21 protein-coding genes are annotated in these 25028 nt (G+C 71.4%); 12 read left to right on the top strand and 9 right to left on the bottom strand.

The features are described from left to right. Window positions 1–12: 12 nt before the first annotated feature. The 4 genes from V6R91_RS10235 to V6R91_RS10220 are packed head-to-tail and all read right to left on the bottom strand — an operon-like array spanning window position 13 to window position 4056. Window positions 13–933: a dihydrodipicolinate synthase family protein gene (locus V6R91_RS10235; RefSeq protein ID WP_336395350.1), complete on the bottom strand. Its 921-nt coding sequence runs from the start codon at window positions 931–933 to the stop codon at window positions 13–15. Window positions 934–959: 26 nt separating this feature from the next. Then, a complete protein-coding gene (locus V6R91_RS10230; RefSeq protein ID WP_271060926.1) occupies window positions 960–1841 on the bottom strand; it encodes a carbohydrate ABC transporter permease in 882 nt (293 codons plus the stop codon). Beyond that, on the bottom strand, window positions 1838–2800 hold the full coding sequence (locus V6R91_RS10225; RefSeq protein ID WP_336395349.1) for a carbohydrate ABC transporter permease: 963 nt from the start codon (window positions 2798–2800) through the stop codon (window positions 1838–1840). Before V6R91_RS10225 ends, V6R91_RS10230 begins: the two co-directional genes overlap by 4 nt. A 2-nt stretch (window positions 2801–2802) precedes the next feature. Then, window positions 2803–4056 carry an ABC transporter substrate-binding protein gene (locus V6R91_RS10220; protein WP_271060924.1) on the bottom strand — a complete coding sequence of 418 codons (1254 nt, stop codon included), beginning with the start codon at window positions 4054–4056 and terminating at the stop codon, window positions 2803–2805. A gap of 208 nt (window positions 4057–4264) precedes the next feature. Between V6R91_RS10220 and V6R91_RS10215 the strand changes: the two genes are divergently transcribed. Both V6R91_RS10215 and V6R91_RS10210 read left to right on the top strand, forming a co-directional pair. Next, the gene (locus tag V6R91_RS10215; protein WP_336395348.1) at window positions 4265–4912 is read left to right on the top strand and encodes a hypothetical protein; all 648 of its coding nucleotides are present in this window, start codon (window positions 4265–4267) and stop codon (window positions 4910–4912) included. A 432-nt stretch (window positions 4913–5344) separates the two neighbouring features. Beyond that, entirely contained in the window at window positions 5345–7654 is a 2310-nt protein-coding gene (locus V6R91_RS10210) for an ATP-binding protein (RefSeq protein WP_336395347.1), read from the top strand. Between the two features lie 190 nt (window positions 7655–7844). Here V6R91_RS10210 and V6R91_RS10205 read toward each other — a convergent pair whose 3' ends face one another. Continuing rightward, a complete protein-coding gene (locus V6R91_RS10205) occupies window positions 7845–10487 on the bottom strand; it encodes a VaFE repeat-containing surface-anchored protein (RefSeq protein ID WP_336395346.1) in 2643 nt (880 codons plus the stop codon). A gap of 171 nt (window positions 10488–10658) precedes the next feature. After that, a complete protein-coding gene (locus V6R91_RS10200) occupies window positions 10659–11321 on the bottom strand; it encodes a GntR family transcriptional regulator (protein ID WP_336395345.1) in 663 nt (220 codons plus the stop codon). 72 nt (window positions 11322–11393) lie between these two features. Here V6R91_RS10200 and V6R91_RS10195 point away from each other — a divergent pair, with 72 nt between their 5' ends. Continuing rightward, window positions 11394–14225, top strand: coding sequence for an FAD-binding and (Fe-S)-binding domain-containing protein (locus V6R91_RS10195; RefSeq protein WP_336395344.1), 2832 nt, complete (start codon window positions 11394–11396; stop codon window positions 14223–14225). 9 nt (window positions 14226–14234) lie between these two features. Here V6R91_RS10195 and V6R91_RS10190 read toward each other — a convergent pair whose 3' ends face one another. Together V6R91_RS10190 and V6R91_RS10185 are read right to left on the bottom strand one after the other, a co-directional pair. Then, a complete protein-coding gene (locus tag V6R91_RS10190) occupies window positions 14235–15059 on the bottom strand; it encodes a CPBP family intramembrane glutamic endopeptidase (protein ID WP_336395343.1) in 825 nt (274 codons plus the stop codon). A 170-nt stretch (window positions 15060–15229) separates the two neighbouring features. Then, the gene (locus tag V6R91_RS10185) at window positions 15230–15844 is read right to left on the bottom strand and encodes a TetR/AcrR family transcriptional regulator (RefSeq protein WP_271060552.1); all 615 of its coding nucleotides are present in this window, start codon (window positions 15842–15844) and stop codon (window positions 15230–15232) included. An 86-nt stretch (window positions 15845–15930) separates the two neighbouring features. Here V6R91_RS10185 and V6R91_RS10180 point away from each other — a divergent pair, with 86 nt between their 5' ends. Further along, window positions 15931–17223 (top strand): FAD-dependent oxidoreductase, encoded by a 1293-nt coding sequence (locus tag V6R91_RS10180; protein WP_271060551.1) that lies wholly within the window; start codon window positions 15931–15933, stop codon window positions 17221–17223. A gap of 32 nt (window positions 17224–17255) precedes the next feature. Here V6R91_RS10180 and V6R91_RS10175 read toward each other — a convergent pair whose 3' ends face one another. Then, window positions 17256–18395 (bottom strand): mandelate racemase/muconate lactonizing enzyme family protein, encoded by a 1140-nt coding sequence (locus V6R91_RS10175; protein ID WP_336395342.1) that lies wholly within the window; start codon window positions 18393–18395, stop codon window positions 17256–17258. A 193-nt stretch (window positions 18396–18588) separates the two neighbouring features. On the opposite strand from V6R91_RS10175, the gene V6R91_RS10170 reads away from it, so the two are divergent. Genes V6R91_RS10170 through V6R91_RS10135 form a run of 8 tightly spaced genes read left to right on the top strand, consistent with a single transcriptional unit; the run spans window position 18589 to window position 25026 of the window. Further along, window positions 18589–19404, top strand: coding sequence for a transporter substrate-binding domain-containing protein (locus V6R91_RS10170; RefSeq protein WP_271060549.1), 816 nt, complete (start codon window positions 18589–18591; stop codon window positions 19402–19404). A gap of 46 nt (window positions 19405–19450) precedes the next feature. Next, window positions 19451–20110, top strand: a complete 660-nt coding sequence (locus V6R91_RS10165) for an amino acid ABC transporter permease (RefSeq protein WP_271060548.1) — start codon at window positions 19451–19453, stop codon at window positions 20108–20110. After that, window positions 20110–20817 (top strand): amino acid ABC transporter permease, encoded by a 708-nt coding sequence (locus tag V6R91_RS10160; protein WP_271060547.1) that lies wholly within the window; start codon window positions 20110–20112, stop codon window positions 20815–20817. Before V6R91_RS10165 ends, V6R91_RS10160 begins: the two co-directional genes overlap by 1 nt. Next, window positions 20814–21542 carry an amino acid ABC transporter ATP-binding protein gene (locus V6R91_RS10155; protein WP_271060546.1) on the top strand — a complete coding sequence of 243 codons (729 nt, stop codon included), beginning with the start codon at window positions 20814–20816 and terminating at the stop codon, window positions 21540–21542. The genes V6R91_RS10160 and V6R91_RS10155 overlap by 4 nt, the downstream gene beginning before the upstream one ends. Then, a complete protein-coding gene (locus V6R91_RS10150; RefSeq protein ID WP_336395341.1) occupies window positions 21542–23140 on the top strand; it encodes an N-acyl-D-amino-acid deacylase family protein in 1599 nt (532 codons plus the stop codon). Before V6R91_RS10155 ends, V6R91_RS10150 begins: the two co-directional genes overlap by 1 nt. Before the next feature lie 41 nt (window positions 23141–23181). Beyond that, a complete protein-coding gene (locus V6R91_RS10145; RefSeq protein WP_271060544.1) occupies window positions 23182–23850 on the top strand; it encodes a GntR family transcriptional regulator in 669 nt (222 codons plus the stop codon). Continuing rightward, window positions 23847–24635 carry an SDR family NAD(P)-dependent oxidoreductase gene (locus V6R91_RS10140; RefSeq protein WP_336395340.1) on the top strand — a complete coding sequence of 263 codons (789 nt, stop codon included), beginning with the start codon at window positions 23847–23849 and terminating at the stop codon, window positions 24633–24635. Before V6R91_RS10145 ends, V6R91_RS10140 begins: the two co-directional genes overlap by 4 nt. Further along, window positions 24625–25026 (top strand): sensory rhodopsin transducer, encoded by a 402-nt coding sequence (locus V6R91_RS10135; RefSeq protein ID WP_336395339.1) that lies wholly within the window; start codon window positions 24625–24627, stop codon window positions 25024–25026. The genes V6R91_RS10140 and V6R91_RS10135 overlap by 11 nt, the downstream gene beginning before the upstream one ends. Window positions 25027–25028: the final 2 nt, after the last annotated feature.

The following is a 25028-nucleotide window of genomic DNA, read 5'->3' as shown; positions in this document are numbered from 1 at the left end:
AGACGCTACCTCTCAGGCCGCGCTCACGGCGGACGCGCGCTCGGACGCCGCCGCGATCTCCTCGCGCAGCGCCGGCACCAGGGCGTCGATCACGGCACGCTCCTCCGCGCTCACCGGACCCCACACACCGCGCGCCGGTCCGACGTCCGGTCCGAGGCGGTTCATGAGCTCCTTCACGAAACCAGGCCCGGTCGCCACCCGCGCGATGTCGCGGAAGGGACGGTGCAGATCGTACGCGTGAGCCGTCTCCCCCGCGTCGAAGGCGTCCACGACCGCGTGACCGATGGGAGCCAGGGCGTTGTAGAGGCTGCCGATCGCCGACTCCGCGCCGCAGGCGAGCGCGGCAGGGAGCAGCTCGTCGCGGCCGAAATAGACGTCGATGTCCGGCCGCTCCCTCCGGATCGCGTCCAGCTCCATCAGGTCCTCATCCGTGAACTTCACGGCGCTCAGCGCGGGGACCTCGCCCGCGGCCGCACGCAGGATCCCGCTCGGTCGCTGCGTGGACCCGGTCATCGAGGGGATCTGGTAGTAGCAGAACGGGACGCCACTGGCCGCCGCGCTCACCTCCGCAAGCCAGCGCACGGTGTGCGCGACGCTCGACGGCTGCCCGTAGTAAGGGGCGACACTGGAGATGAGGTCGACGCCCAGGCCCGCGGCATGCGCGGCGAGCTCCTTCGTGGGCTCGAGCGGAAGCCCCCCGACCTGAACCCCGAGGGCGAAGCCGTCGGGGCGGGACGAAGCCCATGCCTCGAGGATGGCCATCCGCTCATCGACGGTGAGGAACGGGAACTCCCCGCTCGTGCCGTTCACGAACGCGCCGCGCACCCCGATGGAGCGCAGATGCTCCGCCTGCTCCGGGACCCGGGAGACGTCGACGCGTCCCGCGTCGTCGTACGGGGCCAACGAGGCCGCCCAGAATTCGAACCGGCTCATGAGCCATCCTTTCTTCGCGTGACTGGTCACGCCTTTGTGGCGCCGTCGGTCAGCCCGGCGACGATGTACCGCTGGAGGAAGATGAACGCCGCGATCACCGGGAGAGCGACGACGGCCGAGACCGCCATGAGGTCGTTCCATCGCACGCCGAACTCGTTCGTGATCTCGGCGAGCACGATCGTGATGGGCTGGATGCTCTCGCTGGTGGCAAGGGAGAGCCCGAAGACGAACTCCCCCCAGGCGCCGAGGAAGCTGATGACGGCGACCGTGATGATCCCCGGCATCGAGATCGGCAGCGCGATCCGCAGGAACGAGGTGAGCTCGTTGCAGCCGTCCATCTTGGCCGCCTCCACCACCTCGGCGGGCACGCTGAGGAAGTAGGGGCGCAGAATCGTGATCGCCAGGGGGACCGCCAACGCGCAGTTGGCGATGATCAACCCGAGGTAGGAGTTGACGAGGCCTGCGCTGCTGAAGAGCACGAACATCGGCAGCGCAAGGTTGACGGACGGCACCATCTGCACGATCAGCATGAGCATCATCACGACGCCGATCCCGCGTACGCGCAGCTTCGCGAGGCCATACGCGGCGGGCAGTGCGAGCGCCAAGGTCACCAGGGTGGTGCCGATCGCGATGATCGCGCTGTTCGTCAGCCCCCGAGCGATGTCGGGGTCCCGGAACACGGCCGTGGCATAGGACTCGACGGTGGCGGGGAGGGGGATGAGGTCCGGCGGGACCCGGAACACGGCGTCGTTTGTCTTGAGGGACGTGACCACCATCCAGTAGACGGGCACGAGATAGACGACGGTCACGAGGACGCCGAGACCGGCCAGCCACCGCCGCACAGCGCGATCGCGTCCGGATCCGGCCCCCCTCCGGGCCGGGGTCAGGAGTGCCTGTGTGACGGTCACGAATCGTTCTCCTTGCGCAGGGACCGGAAGTAGACGACGGACAGCACGACCGGCACGATCATCAGCACCGTGGTCGCGACGGCCGCCGTATCGAAACGGGAGAACTCGAAGGCCTCGTTGTAGGCGTAGACGGGAAGGGTGGCGGTGGCGCCTCCCGGGCCACCCGCCGTCATGAGGAAGATCGTGTCGAACGTCTTGAAGGTGTAGATGAAGATGAGCAGCAGGGCCGCCAGAGCCACCGGGCGCAGCTGGGGCAGAGTGACGTAGCGGAACTGCTGCCACGGCGAGGCCCCGTCGATGCGCGCGGCCTCGTACAGCGTGCCGGGGATCGCCTCGAGCCCCGCGGAGAGAAGGATCATGGCGAAGGGAGCGAAGCTCCAGGCCGTCGCGAGGATCACCGCCGCGATCGCCGTCACCGGCTGGCCGAGCCAGAACACGTCCCCGTCCACGATCCCGAGCGAACGCAGGACGGCGTTGAGGAGCCCGTAGCTGCCGTCCAGGAGCCACCGCCAGACGTTGGCGCTGACGACCGTGGGCAGCACCCAGGCGATCAGGATCAGCGCACGGAGCACGTTGCGTCCGCGGAAGGCGCGGCGCAGCAGCAGCGCGAGTCCGAGCCCGAGCAGGAAGGTGAGCGCGACGCTGCCGGCGGCATACAGGATCGAGATCCCGAACGCGTACCAGAACCGCGGGCGCCCGAACTGGTCGACGTAGTTGTCGATCCCGACCCACTGGGCTCCGCCCTGCACCACCTCGCGGAGCCCGACGTCGAAGAAGCTCTGCAGAACGCTGTACAGCAGCGGGTAGACGACGGTCGCCCCCACGAACAGCACGGCCGGGAGGACGAACAGCGCCGGCGCGGCGAGCCGTCGGACTGCGCCCCGCCGGCGCCGGGCGGGAGCCGGAGGAGAGGCGACGCGCGGTCGCGCCGCGGGGCGGGGCGGGGCGGACACCGACACGTTCAGTTCCCCAGTGCCTCGTCGATCCCGGCCTGTGCGGTCTTCGCCGCCTCTGCGGGGGCTGCCGCACCGCTGACGACCGCCTGCAGCGCCTGTTGGAGCAGCGACAGCGCCTCGTTCGACCGGGAGGCCAGTTCGCCGTTCGGAGCCCAGGCGTGGACGAGCTGGTCCGCGAACGTCGCGCGGATCGGGTCGGTCACGGCGCCGGGGACGTCGTCCCGCGCGGGCAGCTTATTCCGCGCGGGCAGGTACTCCTCCAGGACCTCGGGCCTCTGCATCCACTCGATGAGCTCCCACGCCGCGTCGGCGTCCCCGCTGCCCGCGCCGATCGTGAGGTTCTCCGCGGACAGGTAGGTCGCCTCGGTCGCGTCGCGCGGCAGCGGAGCGACGTTCCAGACCAGGTCCGGGGCGTTGTCTCGCACGACGTTGATCGCGCTGGCGGAGTTGATGGCCATGCCCGCCTCGCCGTTGGTGAACGCCGCCATGGCGTCGTCCTCGTTCCAGGTGAGGAAACCCGGCGAAAGGGCTCCGGACGCGGTCATCCGCTGGACCGACTCGAGCGCGGCGACACCGGCCTCGCCGCCGACGTCAGCGAGGTCTCCCCCGGCGGCGAGGGTGCGCAGCAGGATGCCCGTGGCGCCCTCGGCTCCTTCGATCCCGGACATGGCCATGCCGTAGGACGCGGCGCCGCTCTCGGTGATCCTGGCGGCGGCGGCCTCCAGCTCATCCCAGGTGGTGGGCACGGACACGCCCGCCTTCGCGAGGATGTCCTCGTTGTAGTACAGCGCGTAGACGTCCGCCAGATGCGGGATGCCGTAGGTCACGCCGTCCACCTGCCCGGACTCCCACCCGGTCTCGTAGTACGCGTCCTTCTCGCCCCACGCCTCGACGCGGGAGTCGAGATCCTCGATGATCCCGGCCTCGGCCATCTGCGCCGTGTCGAACGCGTTGATCAGCGCGATGTCGGGAAGTTCGCCCGCAGCGGCCGCCTGCTGGAGCGTGCGGTTGAAGTCGTCGTAGGGGATGAACCGGGCCTCGACCTCGACGCCTGTCTCCGCGGTGTAGTCGTCGAGGATCGCGGTGAGCGCGTCGCCGTGCGGAGAGCCGTAGTAGTGCCAGAACGTGACGACCCCGTCGCCTTCGCCGCCGGCCGCCCCTCCCCCGCCGCCGAGACTGCCGCATGCTGCGAGGGACATCGTGGTCGTCAACGCCAGCGCCGTGACGGCGGATCGGCGAAGAGCTCGTGTTCGGGTCATGCGGTCCTCCAGGTGTGTTTCGTCATCGGAACTCGGGACCGCCTCAGTAGATCAGATATCTGATAACTCGTCAAGAGTCGCGCTTCCCGCGCCGACCGGCCGGTTCGTATGCTGAGAGTCGACGTTTCTGCGATTCGGGGAACGGCGGTCCTGTGCCACCGTGGGGGGCCGCGAGGGGTGCGCCGCGCGCACGGTGGCAAGGGGAGACATGTATCGGATCGCGGTCATCGAAGACCATCTGCTGCAGCGCAAGTACGCGATGGCGTTGATCAACGCACAGTCCGACATGTCGGTGGTGTACGACGGGGAGGACCTCCCGTCCTTCATGACCTGGCTGGAGTCGACGGACCGGCTCGCACGGCCGAACCTGGTCCTGCTCGACCTCATGGTCGAGCGCGGGCCGCACGCGAGGCCCGAGACGGTCCGGCGTCTGCTCGCGACCGGAATGCGCGTGGTGCTCTTCTCCGCGCTCACCTCTCCCCCGCTGGCGCGCCGGATGATCCAGTCGGGCGTCCACGGCCTGATCGGCAAGCGCGACACCGAGTCCAGCATCCTCGCCGCCCTGCGTGCGGTCCTCTCCGGGCTGTGGTGGGTCTCACCGGAGCTCGCCGTCCTGATCGCGCAGGACCCGAACCAGCCCAAGCTCAGCGACCAGGAGGAGCGGGCGCTGATCCTCTACGCCTCCGGCCTCTCGATCGAGGCCGTCGCCTCCTCCATCGGCGTCCGGCCGGACACGGCCAAGAAGTACCTGCAGCGGGTCCGGAACAAGTACGCGGCCGTGGACCGGCCGCTGTCCTCCCGCGCGGAGTGGAGCAGGACCGCCGCACGCGACGGGTACCTCACCCTCCACGACTGATCCGCAGGCCGGGCCCCGCGTGACCCCCGGCGGGGGTCAAATCCGCCGGAAGCGACCCCGCCGGGGTGTCAAAAGGCGGGCGCGGGAAGAACCCGAGGCGCCCGAGTCGTTGACTCGAGGGTGAGGGAGGCCACGGACGCCCTGCCATCACCGCGGAGATCGCGGGCATCGCAGGGCGTCAGCGATGCACGTCGGCGCACCGCGGTGATGTCGTACCGGTGATTCCGGATGCCTCCTTCTCGTCGGTCGACGCCACGAGCCCTGGGGTCGGCTCGTGATCACGGGAGGAATCGCGTGCAGCATCGGACCGACGACCCCGCCACGCGGCGAGGTGCAGGAGTCGGGTTCGGATCGGCCATTTCCCCCCAGCGTCGATCCGGACCCGACCACGCCACAGCCACTCGTGCCGTGCCCGCGTGAGAGGATCCCCGCATGCCACGAGCCACCGCATCACCCGGGAGGTCCCGCCGCGCCGCGCCGCGCTCGGACGCGGACCGCTGGCTCGGCTCGAGCCTCTCCGACGCCATGCGCCGTGCGCAGTTCCTCGGTCTGGTGTTGGTGCAGTTCCTGCTGATGGCCGCCGCCCTCGCCTCCCGGGTGGCCGTGCCGAAGACCACCGTGGTCCTCGTCGCCGCGGCGGTCGCCATCGCCGGGGTCCTCGTCCTCGCCCTGCGCGCGCCCGCGCTGGTCCTCATCGTCCCGTTCTACCTCGCCGTCGTGTTCTGGTTCGTCGTCGTTGTCGACCCGGACGATCCGCTCCTCGGCCTCCTGGTCCCGCTCACGGCATGGACGGTCATCCTCCCGATCATGCTGCGTCCTGGCGTCCGGCCGGTCGTGGCGGCGTCCGCGCTCACCGTCGGGTTCGGCGGTGTCATCCTGCTCGCGCACCCGGACTGGGACCGCGCCGTGCTGAGCGCATCGGTGGCCACGAACGTCGTGCTCGTCGCGACGAGCACGCTGTTCGCGAACGCATTGCGCCGGATCGCCGGCGCCCTGGACCGGCAGCGGGAGGAGGCGGCCGACGAGGAGCTGCGGGCCGAACGCGCCGGGGCGCTGCGGGAGACGACCGCCGAGTACGTCCGCGTGCTGCACGACACGATCATCAACACCTTCGGCGCGCTCGCGCGCGATCGCACCCGCGGCATGGATCCGGCGGAGGCCCGGGAGCGATGCCGACGAGACCTGGAGCGCATCCGCGACTTCCAGCGCCACCAGGTCGGCCGCGAACCCCGCTTCAGCCTGACCGACCTCGACGACGAGGGCCTCCCCGTCCGCTGGTCGGGGATCTCGGGCGACGATCTCCGCCGCTTCCAGGCGCTGCTGCCCTCCCCGGTGCTCGACGCCGTCTACGGATGCGCGTCCGAGGCGGTCCGAAACGCGGCCAAGCACTCCGGAGCCGACCATGTCGCGATCGACGTCCGGTACGCGGACGACGAGCTGCGGATCGTCGTGTCGGACGACGGCTGCGGCTTCGACCGCGCCCAGACCCCCTTGCGGGGGATCGCGTCCTCCCTGTTCGCACGGGGCCGGGCGCACGGGATCCGGGTGACGCTGCACAGTACTCCCGGGGCGGGCACGACCGTGGCCCTCGCCGTGCCGCTCAGCGTCCCCGGGCAGGACCCGGAGCCCGCCGGCCCGACGAGCGCGCCCCTGCAGACCTTCCTGCTGCGCACGGCCATGGCCTGGGTCGCCCAGGCCACCGCCATCGGACTCGCGCTGGAGACCATCCGCCCACGGGAGGGCAGCCTGGCGGCCTACTTCCTGCTGGTCATGATCGTCACGAGCGGGGCCATGGTCTGGACCCGCTGCCGGGGCCTCGAGCCGGCACCGCGGTGGTTGGTCGCGCTGCTGCTCACCGCGATCCCCGTGGCGAACATGTGCGCGTTCCTCGCCGTGGACTACGGCGACGACGCGCCCTACCTGTTCCAGGGCATGTCGCTGACGGTCCTTCCCGTCCTGCTCCACGTCGCTCGCCCCTCGCTTCGCGCCTTCGTCGCGGCGCTCGTCACGCAGGTCCTCAGCGTCGCGGTCATCGCGACGGCGGCGACGGTGGGTCACCCGGACGCCGCGACGGAGATCGCCCTGCTCGCCGCACCGCCGTTCGTGCTCACGATCGTGTGCCACATCTTCTTCCGGCTGTTCCGCTCGATCGGCGCGCAGATCGCACAGACCCGCCAGGCCGCGGAACGCTCCGCCCGAGAAGCAGCGAGGCTGGAGGCAGCGACGGAGGTGCAGGTCCAGTGGAGCGCCTCCGGCCTCCGGAAGCCGCTCGAGCTGCTGCAGGCACTCGCGGACGGCACCGTGTCGCCCACCGACCCCGACACGCGCCGGCGATGCGGCGACGAGGAGACATACCTCCGCCAGGTCAGCGCCGTCGCGCAGGACGCGACCCGGATGACCCGGTGGTTCACCCTCGCGCTCGCGGAATCTCGCCTCAGGGAGGTGCGCCTGCACCTGCACTCGCCGGATCAGGTGCGGATCGACGACGCCCGGGCCGATCCCCTCGGTCGTCTCGTCCTCGACTGCATCGCGCAGAGTCGGCCCGGCAGCGAGCTCGTCGTGACGCTCCTCCAGCGCGGCGCCGATCTGCGGATGCTGCTCGTCGCGACCGGCGATCCCGAGCTCGCGGATCGCCTGGGCTCTTCCACCTCGCGAACCTTGGACCTGGCGGTCGAGCGCTTCGCGGACCACACGCTCATCGAGGCGACGATGGCCGCACCGGCCCCCTCCCCGCGCTCCTGAGCCGACGCCCCGGGCCGCCGGCCAGCCGGAGCTGCACGGAGATCTCACGATGGCCGCGGCCCGACGGCACGGGGACGCCACGGGGACGCCACGGGGACGCCACGGGGACGCCACGGGGACGCCACGGGGACGCCACGGGGACGCCACGGGGCGGAAGGGCGGGGGAACCGCCCTTCCGCCCCGTGATCGGTCAGCGGGTGGACCGGCGTCGCGCCGCCATCAGGGTGAGCCCCGCGACGACCGCGAGGCCGGCCACGCCCGCCAAGGCGATCGGTGCCGCGGCACCGGTCACGGCGAGGTCGCCTTCGTGCCCGGGCTTGGGCGCCGACGGGCTCGGCGCCGAAGGCACCGGCGTCGGAGTCGGCGTCGACGGCACGCCCGGCGTCTCCCCTTCCTCGACCAGGACGGTCTGCGCGGGGTCGTCGATGTCCGTGTGCACGGCCACCGGCTCGCCCTCGGGCTCCCCGGACAGGCGCAGCTCCTCGAACGCCACCAGCGTCTCACCTGCGTACCCCTCGGGGACGACGAACGTCACGTCCACCGACCCGTTCGGCTCCGTCGGCACGAACGTCACCGACCCCAAGATGCCCGTCCCCGAGCCGTCCGACTTCCGCATCAGCTCACCCGTCAGGGTGTACTCCGTACCCGGAGTCAGGTTCTGATAGGCGACCGTGTCGACCACCGAGCCCCCGTCGCTGTCCAACACGTGGTCCTGGTCGTCAGCGTCCACCAGTGAGGTGCCGATGACCGGGACCGGTGCAGTGGGGGCTTCCTCGACCAGGACGGTCTGGGCCGGGTCGTCGATGTCCGTGTGCACAGCCACCGGCTCGCCCTCGGGCTCCCCGGACAGGCGCAGCTCCTCGAACGCCACCAGCGTCTCGCCCGCGTACCCCTCGGGGACGACGAACGTCACGTCCACCGACCCGTTCGGCTCCGTCGGCACGAACGTCACCGACCCCGTGATGCCCGTGGCCGACCCGTCCGACTTCCGCATCAGCTCACCCGTCAGGGTGTACTCCGTACCCGGAGTCAGGTTCTGGTACGCGACGGTGTCGATGACCGTCCCACCGTTCCACCCCAGCACCCGGTCGCCGTCCGCCGAGTCCGTCAGCGAGGTCCCGATCACCGGCGCGGGGGCCTGCGGAGCCTCCTCGACCACCACGGTCTGCGCCGGATCATCGATGTCGCGGTGATCGGCCACCGGCTCCCCGGAGACCTCCGGACCGACGAAGAGATCCTCAAACGCCACCAACGTCTCACCGGCATATCCGGCCGGCACCACGAACGTCACGTCCACCGACCCGTTCGGCTCCGTCGGCACGAACGTCACCGACCCCGTGATGCCCGTGGCCGACCCGTCCGACTTCCGCATCAGCTCACCCGTCAGGGTGTACTCCGTACCCGGAGTCAGGTTCTGGTACGCGACGGTGTCGATGACCGTCCCACCGTTCCACCCCAGCACCCGGTCGCCGTCCGCCGAGTCCGTCAGCGAGGTCCCGATCACCGGCGCGGGGGCCTGCGGAGCCTCCTCGACCACCACGGTCTGCGCCGGATCATCGATGTCGCGGTGATCGGCCACCGGCTCCCCGGAGACCTCCGGACCGACGAAGAGATCTTCAAACGCCACCAACGTCTCACCCGCGTACCCCTCGGGGACGACGAACGTCACGTCCACCGACCCGATCGGCTCCGTCGGCACGAACGTGGTCGATCCGGTGATCCCCGTGCCGGACCCGTCCGACTTGCGCATCAGCTCACCGGAGACCGTGTAGGTCTCCCCGGGGGTCAGACCCTCGTAGTGCACGCTGTCGATGACCGTTCCGCCGTTCCACGGCAGGATCCGGTCTCCGTCCGCGGAGTCGACGAGCGAGGTACCGATCGCCGGCACGGCGCTTCCCGGCAGCGCGGCCCACGACACCGTGGCCTCCGCGTCGGTCGTCAGCGTGTCAGGAGCGATGAGCATCATCGACTGCGCGTGGTCCTCCGCCGTGGGGGTCTCGCCCGGCGTGGTCGGCACGGAGATGATCATCCCCGAGCTGCTCGATCCGGTGACGCTCGCGGTGACGGTGGCCGTCCCCGCGTCCGTGGCGGTGCGCAGGTCCAGGTAGAGCTCCTGCCCATCGGTCACGCTGGACAGGTCGACGGGAGTGCCGTCCGCGTCGGTCACAGTGACGGCCGGGTCGACGGCGACGGTCGCGACCGGCTGGTCCGTGGACACGACGAACGGCCCGACCAGGGAGCCTGCGGCGTGCGGGCCGGCCGGTGCGCTGACCGAGACCGAGACGTCGAAGTCACCCGGAGTCATGCCGGGACTCGCGTTCGCGCTGTTCACGAGGTACCAGTACGCGGCCTCGGAGTCCGGGGTCTCGAATGCCCACGCCGCGTCGAAGGTCAGGTCCGTGTACCGCCAGATCGCGTACTGCGTCGCCTCGATCGCATCGTTGCGGGCGATGTCGGGCACGCCCGCGGCCGCTCCGAACTCCTCCAGACTCAGTGCCGGGTAGCTGTGCGCGAGCACCCAGAGCACCTTGCCCTGGACCGCCGGGTCCGTGAAGTAGTTGCTGCCGAGATAGTCGTCGGGGTCGCCGGCGCCGCCGTTGACACCGGTCTTGGCCGGCACGTCGTGCTCGATGCAGTATGCCCAGTAGTCCGGGTCCCCGGTCGGCGTCCCGCTCGACCAGATCGGGTACAGTCCCGTCCCGCCGTATCCCTGCTTGCCGCCGATGTACACGGAACTGCCCGGCACGATCTCGGCCGCCGCAGCCGCCGAGACGGCTCCCGGAGCGATGACCGCTCCGAGCGCCAGCGCCGCGGCGACGAGCCACCGCCCCACCCGTGTGATCCTTCGTCGTTGCACGACCATAGAAGCCCCCATCCCCATCATGAATCGCGCGCCCGGCCCCCCGGCCGCGCGCGTCTGTAAGACCGATATTCTGGCATGACTTGAAGGCGTGTTCAATGTCTTGCCGGAAAATGCCCCCCGGGCGGGGTCACCGCCACCCCGTCAGTCGGCGAGCAGCGCCTCGACGAGCCGCTGCTCGGCCGATGCGAGGTGCGCGGCGAGGAGGTCCGCGGCGCGCTCGCCCTCCCCGGCCGCCACGGCGTCGAGCATGGCGGCGTGCTGCGCGGCGATGGCGGCGGCGTCGAGCAGTCTTCGCCCCTGCACCTGCGCCATGCAGAGGCGCACCTCGTCCAGGACGCTGCGGTACATCCGCGCCGTGCGGTCACTGCCGAGCGCGTCGATGAGGGCGGCGTGGAAGCGCAGGTCCGGATCGACCGTGGCGGGATCCGGGCCGGGCGGCATCGCCAGGATCTCCGCGTTCGCCGCGGCGGCCGCCACGGGCACCGACCGGGTCTCGGCGAGCTCCCGCAGCGCCGCGCTCTCCAGACGGGTGCGGGTGCGATAGACGTCGCGCACGGTTTCCGGGTCGATCTCTGCGACGCGGGCGCTGCGATGGGCGGTGCGGACGAGCAGCCCGTTCGCGACGAGCTGCTCGATCGCCGCCTTCGCGGTCGGACGGGCGACTCCGTACGTCTGGGACACGGCCGCCTCGGTCAACGGCGCACCCGGACGGATGTCGCCCTGGAGGATCCGCGCCCGCAGCTGTGCGGTGACGGCGTCCACGACGCCCACGACCCCCAGACCGGCCTCCGCGATGCTCGTCACCCTTCCAGCCTACCGAGGCCCACACAAGTCGGTACACTTGTCTGACAATCTTTCCCCCACCCGAGGAGCATCGTGGCCCCCGCACTCGCCGCCCCACTCGACACCGCGCTGCTCGCCCCGGGCACCGAGGTCCAGGTGCGCTCCATCGATCGCTTCTCCCGGGCGCACGACGCATCGCACTATCTGCTCGTGCCCGACGCCGTGCTCTCCCCGACCGACGCGGAGGGCGTGGCCCGCGCGTTCGACGCCGTGCGCGCCGCAGGACGCACCCTGACGTTCCGCTCCGGAGGCACGAGCCTGTCCGGCCAGGGCGTCAGCGGCGACGTCCTCGTCGACACCCGCTCCCACTTCCGCCGGATCACGGTCGAGGACGCCGGGGCGTCCGTGCGCGTGGGACCGGGCGCGACGGTGCGACAGGTGAACACACGCCTCGCCCGCCACGGACGCAAGCTCGGCCCGGATCCCGCGAGCGAGATCGCCTGCACGATCGGCGGCGTCGTCGCCAACAACTCCAGCGGCATGGCCTGCGGGATCGTCGAGAACTCCTACCGGACCATCGAGTCGCTGCTGCTGGTCCTCCCGAGCGGGACGATCCTCGACACCGGGGCGCCCGACGCGGAGGAACGGCTGCGCAGGCAGGAGCCGGAGATCGCCGACGGGCTCCTCGCGCTGCGGGATCGCCTGCGCGCCTCCCCCGAGCAGGTCGCGTTCGTCCGGCAGCAGTTCTCGATGAAGAACACCATGGGCTACGGCATCAACGCGCTGCTCGACTTCGACGATCCGGTGCGGATCCTGGAGCATCTCGTGATCGGTTCGGAGGGCACGCTCGCCTTCGTCGCGGAGGCGCGGTTCCGCACGATCGAGGTCCGACCGGCGATCGCGACCGGTCTGCTCGTGTTCGAGACGCTGTCGGATGCGATGGCGGCCCTCCCCGGTCTCACCGGCCTCGGTCTCGCGACGATCGAGCTCATGGACGCGGCCTCCCTCCGCGTGGCCCAGGGCCTCAGCGACGTGCCCGCGGCGATCGCGGACATCGCCGTCGACCAGCACGCCGCCCTCCTCGTCGAGATCCATGCGAAAGACACGGCCGAGCTCGGCCGTGCATCGGCGGCGGCCCTCGTGCACATCGACGCGCTCCCTCTGACCGTCGAGGCCTCCCTGACCACCGACGCCGCCGAGCGCGCCGCGCTCTGGCATGTGCGCAAGGGCCTCTACACGGCGGTGGCGGGCGCTCGGCCTTCCGGCACGACGGCGTTGCTCGAGGACATCGTCGTCCCGGTGGACCGGCTCCTGGCCACCTGCGAGCGACTGATCGAGCTATTCGCCCTGCACGGCTACGAGGGGTCCGTCATCTTCGGGCACGCCAAGGACGGCAACGTGCACTTCCTGCTCAACGAGCGCTTCGACGACCCGGACAGCATCGCCCGCTATCGGCGGTTCACGGACGACCTCGTGGAGCTCGTGCTGTCCCAGCAGGGGTCGCTGAAGGCCGAGCACGGCACCGGCCGGATCATGGCGCCGTTCGTGCGCCGGCAGTACGGGGACGAGCTCACCGACCTCATGTGGGACATCAAACGGCTCATCGATCCGTCCGGGCTCCTCAACCCCGGCGTCGTCCTGTCCGAGGACCCCGACTCGTACCTGCGCGACCTCAAGCGAGTGCCGACGGTCGAGGGCGAGGTCGATCGCTGTGTGGAGTGCGGCTACTGCGAGCCGACCTGCCCGAGCAAGGACCTCACGCTGACCCCGAGGCAGCGGATCGTGCTGCGCCGTGACATGGCCTGGGCCGAGGAGCAGGGCGACACCGAGCTGCTGCGGGACCTCCGTGCCGACTACGACTACGAGGGCGTCCAGACCTGTGCCGTGGACGGCATGTGCGGGGTCGCCTGTCCGGTCGACATCAACACCGGCGATCTCGTCCGCCGGCTGCGCGCGGAGCAGGCGTCCGCCGTGGAGGACGGCCTGTGGGACGCCGCCGCAAGGGGCTGGGGCGCCGTGACGCGGCTGGGCTCCGCCGCCCTCACCGTCGCCGACGCCCTGCCTGCTCCCCTCGTCCGCGGGGCGACGAAGCTCGGGCGTGCCGTGCTGGGGGCGGACACCGTGCCCCTGTACGACGCGGGGCTCTCCCGTGGCGGCACACGGCCTCCGCGGCCCGGGGATCCGGCGGACGCCCGGGCGGTCTTCTTCGGCGCGTGCATCGGCACGATGTTCGGCGCGGAAGGCGACGGAGACGGCTCGCGCGACGCCCTGCGCACCCTGCTGGATCGCACGGGCGTCCCCGTGGTCGTCCCGGAGGACGCGGGCGGTCTCTGCTGCGGCACCCCGTGGAAGTCGAAGGGGCATCTCGCCGGGTACGGCCGGATGACGGATCGGGTGCTCTCCGCGCTGTGGGCCGCGAGCAGGGAGGGAGAGCTTCCGGTCGTCTGCGACGCCGCGTCCTGCACCGAGGGGCTGCACGTCATGCTCACCCACGCGGTGGCCGAGCACCCGGAGTACGCGGGACTCGTGATCGAGGACGCGACGACGTTCGCCGCCCGGGAGCTGCTGCCTCGACTCGACGTCCCGGTGAAGCTCGATCGCATCGCCGTGCACCCGACGTGCTCGACGACGGCTCTCGGCGCCACCGGCGCGCTGACGCGGCTCGCGGCCGCCGTGGCCGACGACGTCTTCGTCCCCGACGGATGGGGATGCTGCGCGTTCGCGGGCGACCGGGGCATGCTCCACCCGGAGCTCACGGCCTCGGCGACGGCCGTGGAGGCGGCCGAGATCCGCGACGCCGAGACCGAGCGCCCCTTCGACGCCTTCGTCTCGGCGAACCGCACGTGCGAGATCGGCATGACGCGGGCGACCGGCCACGGCTACCGCCACATCGTCGAGGTCCTGGAGGAGCTCACCCGCCCCTGACGCCCGTGCTCATCGCACCGCCGGGCCGGCGAAGGCCGGGCGGGTGCGCATCAGCCACGCGGCCGCGGCGAGGGTCAGCGCCCAGCCGATCACCTCGATGAGCAGGTGATCCGTCGCGTTCGGAACGGACTGCAGCAGGTACACACGGATGCTGTTGATCGCCCCGTGGGTCAGGACCGCCGGCCACACGCTGCCGGAGCGCCACCGCAGCGCGAGCAGCAGCGGAGCCCACGGCAGCATGCCCGCGTAGTAGATCACGATGTCCCAGAGCGGCCGGTCCCCGATGACCGCGAGCACCGGGAGGTGCCAGACGATCCAGACGAGGCCGCTGATGACGGAGAGCCGCCAGAAGCCCCAGCTCGCCGCTCGGGTTGCGAGCCATCCGCGCCATCCGAACTCCTCGCCGATCGCGAACAGCGACTGCAGGAGGAAGACCGGGACGATCCACAGCGTCGCCGCCAGGATCTCGTCGAGCGGATTGAGCGGCCAGATCCCGGTCGCGAGGGCGATGGCCGTCTGGATCGCAGCGATCGCGGCGATGAGCCCGATCCCGATGCCCGCCCATCGGGGCGTGCCGCGCCACCCGGTGGCGAAGGTCTCGCGGAACGTCCCCGGCCGGCGGACGAGCCACAGGATGACCGCGGCGATGAGCGGGGTCAGTTGGAGGATCGGCGTGATCAGGTTGTTGAGGTCGGTCGGCACCAGCCGGAACACCATCGGCACGGACAGGGCGAAGCACAGCAGGATCGCGATCGCGAAGAACCAGACGACCTCGATGGTCGCGGCACGGGCGGCGGGGCGTGAAGAGACGGGGCGCACGGGGGACGGCGGCATGGGGTGTCCTCGGTTCGGGGAAGGGCCCGGGATCCCGCGCCCACTGCAATCTAGGCACCGCTCTCCGATGCCCGGAACGGGGGAAACCCGACGCCTGGGCACGGAAACCCGGAGTTCGCGGGAGCCCCTCGTGACCCGCACGGTGCCCAGGACGCGCCCGGGACACCGGTTCAGCGGTCGGCGTCGGGGGAGAGGAGCCCTCGGATCAGCGACAGCGAGGCGCGCTCGGCGATCTCGGCGTCCGCAGGCGTGCGCTCCTCGCGCAGCACCCATTCGTCGATCGTCCGGAGCACCGCGAAGGCGGCGTCGGCGAGGAGGGGCGCCGGCAGGTCCGCGCGCACGGCCCCGGCGTCCCTTCCGACGTCCAGCACGTCCCCCACCCATCCGCGGACGGCGGCGAAGAGCCGCGCCCGCTCCCCGGTGTCCTCGGGTGCACCGGGAAGGTAGAAGATCCGGCCGAGCGCGCGGAGAGCCGGATCCGTCGCGGTCAGGGCCCCCGCGTCGTCGAGCACCGCACGCGCGGACCCCCAGAAGTCGGCCCGGAACGTCTCCGCCGACGGCGGGCGCCAGCGCTCGGAGACATCGTCGAGGAGGAGCGCGATGACGGCGTCGAAGAGCTCCGCCTTGGATCCGACGAAGTGGTAGAAGGAGCTCTTGCTCATCCCGACGGTCCGGATGATCCGATTGAGCGAGGCGCCGTCGTATCCCTGCGCGTCGAACTCCGCGAGGGTCGCCGCGATCAGGGCGTCACGGCGGTCGGGAGCGAGCGGCAGTGGTCCTGGCATGCCCCGAGCCTAATGGACCGGGTGGTCCACTAGGCGTATCCTCGGATTGGACCACCCGGTCCAATCCGTCTCGCCCGGGAGGCACCGTGTTCATCACCGCATCGCTCGACGACCAGCTCCACGCCCAGCGGGACGACCCGCTGCGGATCCTCATCGTGGGCGCCGGCGTCGCGGGCACCGCGCTCGCCCAGCTGCTCAGACGGCGAGGACTGCACCCCGCGCTCGTGGAACGCACGGCGCCGGGCGAGCACCCGGGGTACATGCTCGCGCTGATGCCCAACGCGGACCCCGTCTTCCGCGACCTCGGTGCGACCGCGCTCTACCGAGAGCGCAGCGTGGCATTGCGCACGTTCGCCTTCCACTCGCACCGCGGACGCGTCCTCCGCCGGGACCCGCTCGGAGACCTGCTCTCGGCGCACGGCGACTACCGGGGCATCGACCGCGGGACACTGCTGGACGTGCTCACGGCGGACGGCTGCACCGTGACCCCCGGCCTCACTGTGGCCTCGTGCACGCCCGAGCGCGGCGGCCGCCGCGTGACCCTCGCGTCGGCGTCCGCGGAGGGCACTGACGCCCCGCGCTCCGCCTTCCGAGCGGAGCGGTTCGACCTCGTGGTCGGCGCGGACGGCATCGGCTCCGCGCTGCGGGCCCTGCTCCCGGTGCAGCCGATCGAGAGGACTCGGACGGGGTGGGGCGGATGGGTGCTCTGGAGCGAGGACGACGAGGACCCCCACACCGGCGACGAGCTCTGGGGGAACGGCTTCTTCCTCGGCGTCTACCCCGTCGGAGGCGGCACGGGACGCCGGCGCGGGGTGTTCCTCGGCGGGCCGGCGGAGATCCGGGAGAAGGGTGCGGCCGCGTTCGCCCAGCGGGTCCGGCATGGCGTGACCGCTCCGACGCCGCGCCTGGCAGCCGCCCTCGACGCGGCTGCCGCCGATCCGTCCCCCTACTGGTGGCGACTGGAGGACGCGCGCGCTGCGGCGTGGACCGCCCCGGGCGCCGTCCTCCTCGGGGACGCCGCCGCAGCCTTCCTGCCCACGGCAGGGATCGGCGCGGCGATGGCGCTGGAGTCCGCATGGACGCTCTCTCGCGTCCTCCCCCACGCGGACCGAGGCACGCTGCCGGTTGTTCTTGCCGCGTGGGAGCAGGAGCAGCGTCCTCGCGTCGAGTCGGCGCAGTCGAACTCGCGCCTACTCGCGCGCGTGATGTTCCGACAGGGCCGCCTTCTCACGACGGTTCGCGAGACGGCACTGCGCTTGGCGAGCGCGCGCGCCGCGCTCGGCCCGATCATCCGCCTCATGTCCGCGCGCCCGGAGCCGGCGGCGATGCTCACCAGGGCGGGCGTCGCGCTCCCGGCCTGCGGCCCGGGAGCGGTGTGACCCCGGGGACGAGCGTGGGCGACGACGGCCCCTCACCCCCGCGGACGGGCGAAGTCCGGTCGCGTGCCGTAACGCTCCAGAGTCTCGCGGCTCAGCGACACCCCGAGACCCGGTGCGCTCGGGATGGGCAGCATGCCGTCCGTGTCGAGCGTCCATCCGCCCTCGACGAGCGCATCGACGTACTCGGACCCGGTCTTGTACTCGACCAGGTCGGTGTGGGCCAGGGCCGAGGAGAGCTGCAGGTCGGCGGCGAGACCGACGGCGGTGTTCCAGCCGTGGGGGATGAGCCGCATTCCCGCGTCCTGGGCCGCCCAGCCGATTCGCCGGGACTCGCTGAGCCCGCCGCCCTTGGTGGTGTCGGGCTGGACGATGTCGAAGGCGCGGCGCGCGAGGTACGGGGCAAAGCTCTGCCGGCGCGTGAGCACCTCGCCGCCGCTGATGGGCACCGGTGAGCTCGCGCGGAGCTCGACGAAGCCGTCGATGTCGTCCGGGGCCAGCGCCTCCTCGAACCACGCCACGTCGTAGTCGGCGAGCATCCGCGCCGTCCGCTTCGCCCAGCTCAGCGAGCCGGGGAAGAACCCTTCGGATCCGCCCGCGTCCACCGCGAGCAGCGCGTCGCCGACCGCCTCCCTGGCTGCCGCGACCGTCCGCTCATCGGTGCGCGCGTCGACGCGCCCGAACTTCCACCAGCCGATCTTGAAGGCGCGGAACCCCTGAGCGGCGAGCGCGAGGAGGTTCTCGGTCATGGGGCCCTCCTCGTCCATGAGCACGGACGCGTACGGCCGCACCCGGTCGCGGTACCGCCCGCCCAGGAGCGCCCCCACCGGCCGCCGCAGCGCCTGACCGGCGATGTCCCAGAGCGCGATGTCGATGGCGCTGGTCGCATGCGTCAGCGATCCGCCCCTGCCCATCCAGAACGCCGTCTGGTGCAGCGTCTCGGTGAGCCGCTCGACCTCCCGCGGGTCCTGCCCGTGCAGGTGCGGAGCGAGCAGCTCGATCGCCCCACGAACGAGGCTCTCGCTGGTGAAGGCGCTGCCGATGCCGACGAGGCCCTCGTCCGTGTGGACCGCGACGAGGGTGTGGACGACGTCGTCCGGCTTCAGCTCGTTCGACCAGCCCCCCTCGGGCGTGGCCCCGCGCAGTCCGCATGTCTCGATGCCGGTGATCTTCATGAGCGCCTTTCCTCGGGATCGCCGTCGGGTCACAGCCGACGTGAGTCATGACGATAGTCGATTGTCGACAATAAGCCAATTGTCGGCTAGCATCGGCGTCGGCGCGGAACGCCCGGCCTGGGAACGGCCGGTGCGATCGCCACGACGACGCGGCGTCGCGCGTGAGAACACCCACCCAGAGAAGGGCAGCACGATGAAGTACACCCGATGGATCACCGCCGGCGCGGCCGCCGTCCTCGCCGCAGCCGCGCTGACGGCCTGCACCTCCCCGACCACGTCCGCGACGAGTGCGGGCGAGAGCATCCTGACCAAGGTCCTCACCTCCAAGAAGCTCGTGGTCGGCGTCTTCGCGGATGCTCCGCCGTACGGCGTGCTCAGCAGCTCCGGCGAGTACGAGGGCTTCGACATCGACAAGGCGCAGGCCCTCGCGGACTCCCTGGGCGCCGAGATCGAGTTCGTGTCGACCACCAACGCGAACCGGATCCCCCTGCTGGAGACCGGCAAGGTGGACGTCGTCATCGCCGCCCTGACGAACCTCGACGAGCGGGCCCAGGTGGTCGCCATGACGCGCCCGTATGCCGCCGAGGGTCAGGTCGTGCTCGTGCCGAAGGGCAGCGACATCGACTCCTACGACGACCTGGCCGGGCGCACGGTCGCGGCCACCCGCGGCAGCGTGCCCGCGACGATCCTGGAGTCGCGCTTCCCCGAGGCTAAGGCGAGCCTGTTCGAGGCGGTCGCCGACTCGGTGCAGGCCCTGCGCAGCGCCAAGGTCGACGCGCTGATGGAGAGCCACTCCGTCGCGGCGGGGATCGTGGCCGACTCGGACGAGTTCACGATCGTGGACGCCCCCGAGCTCAGCCCCTCCGTGGTCTCCTTCGGCGTCAGGATGGGCGATCAGCTCTGGCTGAACTATCTGAACAACTTCCTCCTGAACTACAACATCAGCGACGCGGCGAACGACTCGTACAACGAGTGGCTCGGCACGGACGTCCCCGACCTGATCAAGTGACCCACGACGCCGGGTGGCGCGCGGCGCCACCCGGTCCGGAGGAAGAATGCAACTCTATTTCGGGGACCTCCTCCCCTACGCCGGCGTGCTGCTGGCCGGTCTCGGCGTCAGCATCCTGGTCACCCTCGCCGCGGTGGCGATCGGCAGCGTGCTCGGTATCCTCGTCCACCTCGCTCGCGCGTCGCACGTGGCACCCGCGCGCTGGCTGGGTGCGGCGTACATCGAGGTGATCCGCAACACACCGCTGCTGCTCCAGCTCTACCTCGTCTACTTCGCTCTCCCGTCGGTCGGGGTCAACCTGGACCCCGTCACCGCAGGGATCATCGCGCTGAGCGTGAACCACTCCGCGTACGTCGCCGAGATCTACCGCGCCGGATTCGCCTCCCTGCCGAAGGGCCTCGGCGAGGCCGCCGCCGCGCTGGGCCTCTCCCGCCGCACGACGTTCGTCCACGTGCTGCTCACCCCGGCCCTGCGCGCGGTCACGCCGGCGATGACCAACCAGGTGATCCTGCTGTTCCTGGCCTCGTCCATCGCCTCCGTCGTCGCCGTGCCCGAGCTCATGCACGTGATGATGGGCATCACCACGACCACGTTCCGCACAATCGAGACCTTCGTCGTCGGCGGGCTCCTGTACTTCGCGGTCGCCTTCGTCATCGCGGCAGGATCCCGTGCCCTCGAATCCCGAGTCCGCTGGAAGGTGGCCTGATGTTCACTCCCCTCGACGGCCAGGACCTGTCGCTCATCCTCCAGGGGACGATCGTCACCCTGCAGATCTGCGCGCTCTCCGTCCTCTTCGGCGGCGCGCTGGGCCTGCTGTTCGGGATCGCCTCGACCGGCCCCGTCCGGGTCCTCCGGTGGATCGGCGCGATCTGGGTCGGCGCGATCCGCGGCGTCCCCGTCCTCCTCATCATCTTCTTCGTCTACTTCGGCCTGCCGCTGCTGTCCCCGGGGAGCAACGTCCCGGAGTACTGGGCCGCCGTCGTCGCGCTGTCGGTGTTCGCGTCGGCGTACGTCAGCGAGATCGTGCGCGGCAGCATCCAGGCGATCCCCCGAGGCCAGTTCGAGGCGGCGGAGGCGCTCGGTCTCTCCTACGTCTCGCGGCTCCGGTGGGTGATCCTCCCCCAGGCTGCCAAGATCATCGTCCCGCCCGGGATCGGCTTCCTCGTCATCCTCATCAAGGACAGCTCGCTCGTCGCGGTGATCGGCCTGATCGAGCTCACCAGGGCCGGGAACATCGTCGCGTCGCAGACTGGCCAGCCCATCTCGTCCTACCTCATCGTCGGAGCGGTGTACTTCGTCATCTGCTTCGCCCTCACCTCTCTCGCGCGCCGCTACGAGCGACGACTCAGCGTGCGCGTCGCGGCGCCGAAGATCGGCGACGCCCTGACCCCGGCCAAAGGAGCCCGCCGATGATCACTGTCACTGACCTGCGTCTCAGCTTCGGGGACACGGAGGTCCTGCACGGCATCTCATGCACGGTCGCCGAGAGCGAGGTCGTCTGCGTCATCGGCGCCTCGGGCTCGGGCAAGAGCACGCTGCTTCGCAGCATGAACGGCCTCGAGAAGCCGAGCCATGGCGCCATCGAGATCAACGGCCACCGCCTGGGCCCGGACGAGGCCAAGGCGGACCTGGAGGCCGTGCGGCGAGACGTCGGGATGGTGTTCCAGTCCTTCAACCTCTTCCCGCACCTCACGGTGGGCGACAACATCATGCTCGCCCCGCGCAAGGTCCTGGCGGTCTCCCGCGACGAGGCCCGCTCCCGCGCCGAGACGCTCCTGGAGAAGGTCGGTCTCCGCAGCAAGATCGACGCCTACCCCGGCTCGCTCTCCGGCGGTCAGGCGCAGCGGGTGGCGATCGCCCGCGCGCTGGCCATGCAGCCGCGGGTGATGCTCTTCGACGAGCCCACGTCCGCGCTGGACCCGGAGATCGTGGGCGAGGTCCTCGCCGTCATGCAGGAGCTCGCGGCCGAGGGCATGACCATGGTCGTCGTCACGCACGAGATGGGCTTCGCGCGCGAGGTGGCCGATCGCGTCATCTACATGGACCAGGGACGCATCGTCGAGACCGGTGCCCCCGAGGCGCTGTTCGGTTCGCCTCGCGAGGAGCGCACCCGCGCCTTCCTGAGCAAGGTGCTCTGATGCTCGACACGCTCATCACCGGCGCCGACGTGCTCGACGGGACCGGCGGCCCCCCGCAGCGGCGCGACGTCGGCATCCTCGGCGACCGGATCGCGGTGCTCCCCGCCGGCAGCGAGACGGAGGCGGTGCGGATCGTCGACGCGCACGGCATGCTGCTCACGCCCGGCCTCATCGACCCGCACAGCCACAGCGACTGGTCGATTCTCGGCAACCGGGACGCGCTGAGCACCATCCACCAGGGCGTCACCACCGAGATCGTGGGCAACTGCGGCGTGACGTACGCGCCGGTCGCCGACCGCGACGCCGCCGCCACCCGTGCCGCGCTCGCCGCGTTCGGCTTCGAGGGCGAGGTGTCCTGGCGGGCCTTCGACGACTACCTCGCGCACGTGCACGGGGGCGGCACGGCGCAGAACCTGCTGTGGTTCGTCGGCCACACCGGACTGCGCCGGGCCGCCCGCGCGGACGCGAACGACACCGGCGTCGATCTCGACGCCGCCCTGGAGCGCCGGCTGCGGGAAGCCCTCGACGCCGGCGCGATCGGCATGTCGAGCGGGCTGGAGTACGGCGACGGACGCTTCGCCGACACCGCCGAGCTGCAGCGGCTCGCGCGCGTCCTCGGCGAGCGCGGGGCCATGTACGCCAGCCACATCCGCAACCGCGACAGCGCCCTCGCCGAGGCCGTCGACGAGTTCTTCGCCGTCGTGCGCGCCGGCGACGTGCGCGCGCAGCTCTCCCACCTCAACGTGCGCCACGGCACCGGGGCGAAGGAGGACGCCTGGCTCCGCGCGGTCGACCGTCTGGGCAGGGAACGCGACCTCGGCACCGCCGTGCGCGCCGACATGACCCCGTACCCCGACGGGATCGGGCTCGCGACCGGGCTGCTGCCGGACTGGCTGCTGTCGGACGGCCCGATCGCGGCGGCGCGGCTCCTGCGAGACCCCGAGGTGCGCGCACGGGTCCGCGCCGACGCAGACCGGTACTGGCGCTTCCTCCACCGCGGCGAATGGCATCGCGTGCGCCTGGGGGTGAGTCCGGCCACTCCAGCACTGGAGGGGCTGTCGTTCCCGGAGATCTCGGAGTCCACGGGAAAGGACGAATGGGACGCCCTGTTCGACGTTCTCGCCGCCGCAGGGGCCGACATGGGCGCCGTCCAGCTCCTGGGCGAGCTGTTCACCCCCGAGCACCTCGCGGAGGCCATCGGCCACGACGACTTCCTCCTGGGCGTGGACGCCTACACCAGCCGCCAGGACGGCCCGCTCGCGGCCCGGACCCGCCACCCCCTCTTCTCCTACGGGCACACGCACTATCTGTCCCACCACGTGCTGCGGACCGGGACGCTGAGCATGGCGACGGCGATCCACAAGATGACCGGAGCGGTCGCCGATCACTTCGGCATCCGCGACCGCGGCGTCGTGCGCGACGGAGCCATCGCCGACTTGGTCGTGTTCGATCCGGTCCGCCTCGCGTCCGTCGACACGTTCTCCGTACCCGACGGCTATTCGGATGCGGCCCGCCACGTCTGGGTCAACGGCGTGCCCGCGGTGGCAGAGGGCGTCCGCACGGCGCTGCGTCCCGGTCGGCGGTTGAGTGCGAGATGAACAGGAATGTCGACAAAGTGCAATCGTGTTACGCTCCGGCCATGTCCGATCTGCACAGTCTTCCGCCCATCCCCGTCGCCTCTCGCCGAGAGGCCGTGGCGGATCGGCTGCGGGACGCCATCACCTCGGGCCAGCTCCAGCCCGGCCAGAAGCTCACCGAGATCGCCCTGTCCCAGCAGCTCGGCACCAGCCGGGCCCCCGTCCGCGAGGCGCTGCGTCAGTTGGAACAGGAGGGCCTGGTCGTGTCCTACCCGTACCGGGGGACGGAGGTGCTCGGGGTCTCGCAGGAGGAGATCGAGAACGTCCTCGTCCCCGTGCGCATCTCGCTCGAGCAGTACGCCTTCCGCAAGGCCGTCCCGCTCCTGACGGAGGAGCGGCTGGCGCAGCTGGAGACGATCATCGCCGACATGGAGAAGGCCGCGGCCGCCGGGGACGCGACCGCGCTCGCGGACCAGGACGTCCGGTTCCACGAGGCCGTCGTGACGTACTCCGCGCAACCGCACTGCCTGCAGATCTGGCGGTCGATCCAGCCGCGCGTCCGCGCGTACTTCCGCCGCGACGCCGGCTACTACCAGGACGCCTCCGAGATCGCCGCGCAGCACCGGGAGCTCCTCGCCGCCCTGCGCGCCGGCGACACCGAGGCGCTGGAGCAGGTCGTCGCCCACCATATCCGCACCCACTTCACGGAATCGGAGGCACCCCGGCCATGACGGACGTCGTCCTCGTCACCGGCGGCGCGAGCGGGATCGGTCGCGCCGTGGTCCGCGCGGCCGCCGCGCGCGGCGCCGCGATCGCAATCGTCGACGTGGACCCCGAGGCGGGGCGATCCGCCGGCGAGGAGGCCCTGTCCCTCGGCGCGGCCGGGATCGCGGTCCTCACCGCCGACACCGCGCGCGAGGAGGACGTGTCCGCCGCCGTGGTCGCCGCCGCCGAGCAGCTCGGACCGCTCACCGGCGTCGTCGCCGCGGCGGGCATCGAGCGCAACGCCCGGCTCGGGGAGATCCCCGAGGACCTGTGGCGACGGGTCGTCGACGTCAACCTCACGGGGGTCTTCCACACGGTCCAGGAGGCCGCACGACGGTTCCGGGCCCAGCGCTCCCCGGGCGCGGTCGTGTGCCTGTCCTCCCCGTCCGCGTTCACCGGGTTCGCCGGCGGGTCCAACGCCGCCTACGGCGCTTCGAAGGGCGGCGTGTCCGCACTGGTGCGCGCGGCGGCCATCGACCTCGCCGACGACGGGATCCGGGTGAACGCGGTGGTCCCCGGGGCCACGGACACGCCGATGCTCTACTTCGGGCTCAGCGGCGACGCTCTGGAAGCCGAGCGGGAGCGTCTCCGGGCGAGCGCCGAGGAGCAGATCCCGCTGCGGCGGATGGCGCGGCCGGACGAGATCGCCGAGGCCTGCCTGTGGCTGCTCTCGGACGCCGCCTCGTACGTCACGGGGAGTCACCTCGTGTGCGACGGAGGCCTGATGGCCCGGAGCGCGAATGACTTCTGACGCGCGGGACGACCGCGCCGGTCTCGGCGCACGGACCTGGGTCATCGCCGATGGATGCGTCCCTCCCGGGAGCACCGGCGACGATCCCGCGCTGCAGAGCCACGAGAGCTTCTGCGTCCTCAACGCCGGCGATGAGGACGCGCAGATCATCGTCCTCGTGTACTTCGCCGACCGGGAGCCGGCGGGGCCCTACCGGCTCGTCGCGCCCGCCCGCCGCGCGTTCCACCAGCAGGTGAACCGACTCGACGACCCGGAATCCGTGCCGCCGGGCGTCGACTACTGCCTGGTGATCCGCTCGGACCGGCCGATCGTCGTGCAGCACACCCGGCTCGACTCGCGCCAGGCGGCCAACGCCCTGATGACGACGATCGCCTTTCCCGTCACCCCCTGACC

Source organism: Microbacterium sp. CCNWLW41, from assembly GCF_037083505.1.
The sequence above is the reverse complement of the archived record's forward strand: the minus strand, read 5'-3'. Positions and strand labels throughout refer to the sequence as shown.

Bases quoted from the DNA above. Each gene is read 5' to 3' on its own strand.
- V6R91_RS10235 (WP_336395350.1), bottom strand. From the start codon at position 933: ATGAGCCGGTTCGAATTCTGGGCGGCCTCGTTGGCCCCGTACGACGAC.
- V6R91_RS10220 (WP_271060924.1), bottom strand. From the start codon at position 4,056: ATGACCCGAACACGAGCTCTTCGCCGATCCGCCGTCACGGCGCTGGCG.
- V6R91_RS10160 (WP_271060547.1), top strand. From the start codon at position 20,110: ATGTTCACTCCCCTCGACGGCCAGGACCTGTCGCTCATCCTCCAGGGG.
- V6R91_RS10145 (WP_271060544.1), top strand. From the start codon at position 23,182: ATGTCCGATCTGCACAGTCTTCCGCCCATCCCCGTCGCCTCTCGCCGA.
- V6R91_RS10175 (WP_336395342.1), bottom strand. From the start codon at position 18,395: ATGAAGATCACCGGCATCGAGACATGCGGACTGCGCGGGGCCACGCCC.
- V6R91_RS10170 (WP_271060549.1), top strand. From the start codon at position 18,589: ATGAAGTACACCCGATGGATCACCGCCGGCGCGGCCGCCGTCCTCGCC.
- V6R91_RS10215 (WP_336395348.1), top strand. From the start codon at position 4,265: ATGTATCGGATCGCGGTCATCGAAGACCATCTGCTGCAGCGCAAGTAC.
- V6R91_RS10165 (WP_271060548.1), top strand. From the start codon at position 19,451: ATGCAACTCTATTTCGGGGACCTCCTCCCCTACGCCGGCGTGCTGCTG.
- V6R91_RS10140 (WP_336395340.1), top strand. From the start codon at position 23,847: ATGACGGACGTCGTCCTCGTCACCGGCGGCGCGAGCGGGATCGGTCGC.
- V6R91_RS10135 (WP_336395339.1), top strand. From the start codon at position 24,625: ATGACTTCTGACGCGCGGGACGACCGCGCCGGTCTCGGCGCACGGACC.
- V6R91_RS10190 (WP_336395343.1), bottom strand. From the start codon at position 15,059: ATGCCGCCGTCCCCCGTGCGCCCCGTCTCTTCACGCCCCGCCGCCCGT.
- V6R91_RS10150 (WP_336395341.1), top strand. From the start codon at position 21,542: ATGCTCGACACGCTCATCACCGGCGCCGACGTGCTCGACGGGACCGGC.
- V6R91_RS10210 (WP_336395347.1), top strand. From the start codon at position 5,345: ATGCCACGAGCCACCGCATCACCCGGGAGGTCCCGCCGCGCCGCGCCG.
- V6R91_RS10155 (WP_271060546.1), top strand. From the start codon at position 20,814: ATGATCACTGTCACTGACCTGCGTCTCAGCTTCGGGGACACGGAGGTC.
- V6R91_RS10185 (WP_271060552.1), bottom strand. From the start codon at position 15,844: ATGCCAGGACCACTGCCGCTCGCTCCCGACCGCCGTGACGCCCTGATC.